Origin of the sequence: Escherichia albertii NBRC 107761 = DSM 17582 (genome assembly GCF_000759775.1) — a bacterium.
Lineage (GTDB): Bacteria > Pseudomonadota > Gammaproteobacteria > Enterobacterales > Enterobacteriaceae > Escherichia > Escherichia albertii.
Genome location: NZ_BBMY01000190.1, coordinates 1 through 2724, shown reverse-complemented (window position 1 = coordinate 2724; position 2724 = coordinate 1). Strand labels below are relative to the sequence as shown.

Genomic DNA, 2724 nt, shown 5'->3' with positions numbered 1-2724 from the left:
AATTTGATGCCTGGCAGTTCCCTACTCTCGCATGGGGAAGCCCCACACTACCATCGGCGCTACGGCGTTTCACTTCTGAGTTCGGCATGGGGTCAGGTGGGACCACCGCGCTATCTCCGCCAGGCAAATTCTTTGTGCCCTGTCCTGTGTCTTTTCCACTGATACTGCGCCGGCTGCATTCCCGAAAGTCAGTCACATACTTCAGTATGCTCCTTCCTTCGCTTCATTTGCCGCCTTGTCTCAGCGTAAAATCCTTCGGACTCTGAATCTGAGCTGAAAATCTTCTCTCAATCCGCCAAAACATCTTCGGCGTTGTAAGGTTAAGCCTCACGGTTCATTAGTACCGGTTAGCTCAACGCATCGCTGCGCTTACACACCCGGCCTATCAACGTCGTCGTCTTCAACGTTCCTTCAGGAGACTTAAAGTCTCAGGGAGAACTCATCTCGGGGCAAGTTTCGTGCTTAGATGCTTTCAGCACTTATCTCTTCCGCATTTAGCTACCGGGCAGTGCCATTGGCATGACAACCCGAACACCAGTGATGCGTCCACTCCGGTCCTCTCGTACTAGGAGCAGCCCCCCTCAGTTCTCCAGCGCCCACGGCAGATAGGGACCGAACTGTCTCACGACGTTCTAAACCCAGCTCGCGTACCACTTTAAATGGCGAACAGCCATACCCTTGGGACCTACTTCAGCCCCAGGATGTGATGAGCCGACATCGAGGTGCCAAACACCGCCGTCGATATGAACTCTTGGGCGGTATCAGCCTGTTATCCCCGGAGTACCTTTTATCCGTTGAGCGATGGCCCTTCCATTCAGAACCACCGGATCACTATGACCTGCTTTCGCACCTGCTCGCGCCGTCACGCTCGCAGTCAAGCTGGCTTATGCCATTGCACTAACCTCCTGATGTCCGACCAGGATTAGCCAACCTTCGTGCTCCTCCGTTACTCTTTAGGAGGAGACCGCCCCAGTCAAACTACCCACCAGACACTGTCCGCAACCCCGGTAAGGGGCCTACGTTAGAACACCAGCCATTAAAGGGTGGTATTTCAAGGACGGCTCCATGCAGACTGGCGTCCACACTTCAAAGCCTCCCACCTATCCTACACATCAAGGACCAGTGTTCAGTGTCAAGCTATAGTAAAGGTTCACGGGGTCTTTCCGTCTTGCCGCGGGTACACTGCATCTTCACAGCGAGTTCAATTTCACTGAGTCTCGGGTGGAGACAGCCTGGCCATCATTACGCCATTCGTGCAGGTCGGAACTTACCCGACAAGGAATTTCGCTACCTTAGGACCGTTATAGTTACGGCCGCCGTTTACCGGGGCTTCGATCAAGAGCTTCGCGTTACCGCTAACCCCATCAATTAACCTTCCGGCACCGGGCAGGCGTCACACCGTATACGTCCACTTTCGTGTTTGCACAGTGCTGTGTTTTTAATAAACAGTTGCAGCCAGCTGGTATCTTCGACTGATTTCAGCTCCACGAGCAAGTCGCTTCACCTACATATCAGCGTGCCTTCTCCCGAAGTTACGGCACCATTTTGCCTAGTTCCTTCACCCGAGTTCTCTCAAGCGCCTTGGTATTCTCTACCTGACCACCTGTGTCGGTTTGGGGTACGATTTGATGTTACCTGATGCTTAGAGGCTTTTCCTGGAAGCAGGGCATTTGTTGCTTCAGCACCGTAGTGCCTCGTCATCACGCCTCAGCCTTGATTCTCCGGATTTGCCTGGAAAACCAGCCTACACGCTTAAACCGGGACAACCGTCGCCCGGCCAACATAGCCTTCTCCGTCCCCCCTTCGCAGTAACACCAAGTACAGGAATATTAACCTGTTTCCCATCGACTACGCCTTTCGGCCTCGCCTTAGGGGTCGACTCACCCTGCCCCGATTAACGTTGGACAGGAACCCTTGGTCTTCCGGCGAGCGGGCTTTTCACCCGCTTTATCGTTACTTATGTCAGCATTCGCACTTCTGATACCTCCAGCATGCCTCACAGCACACCTTCACAGGCTTACAGAACGCTCCCCTACCCAACAACGCATCAGCGTTGCTGCCGCAGCTTCGGTGCATGGTTTAGCCCCGTTACATCTTCCGCGCAGGCCGACTCGACCAGTGAGCTATTACGCTTTCTTTAAATGATGGCTGCTTCTAAGCCAACATCCTGGCTGTCTGGGCCTTCCCACATCGTTTCCCACTTAACCATGACTTTGGGACCTTAGCTGGCGGTCTGGGTTGTTTCCCTCTTCACGACGGACGTTAGCACCCGCCGTGTGTCTCCCGTGATAACATTCTCCGGTATTCGCAGTTTGCATCGGGTTGGTAAGTCGGGATGACCCCCTTGCCGAAACAGTGCTCTACCCCCGGAGATGAATTCACGAGGCGCTACCTAAATAGCTTTCGGGGAGAACCAGCTATCTCCCGGTTTGATTGGCCTTTCACCCCCAGCCACAAGTCATCCGCTAATTTTTCAACATTAGTCGGTTCGGTCCTCCAGTTAGTGTTACCCAACCTTCAACCTGCCCATGGCTAGATCACCGGGTTTCGGGTCTATACCCTGCAACTTAACGCCCAGTTAAGACTCGGTTTCCCTCCGGCTCCCCTATTCGGTTAACCTTGCTACAGAATATAAGTCGCTGACCCATTATACAAAAGGTACGCAGTCACCCTGATAAATCAGGGCTCCCACTGCTTGTACGTACACGGTTTCAGGTTCTTTTT

At 53.4% G+C, this 2724-nt stretch carries 2 rRNA genes; both read right to left on the bottom strand.

Going from position 1 to position 2724, the window contains the following annotated elements:
* Positions 1–8: 8 nt before the first annotated feature.
* Positions 9–124, bottom strand: a 5S ribosomal RNA gene (gene rrf / locus EA14781_RS21685).
* Between the two features lie 192 nt (positions 125–316).
* Positions 317–2724, bottom strand: a 23S ribosomal RNA gene (locus EA14781_RS21680); the annotation flags it as partial.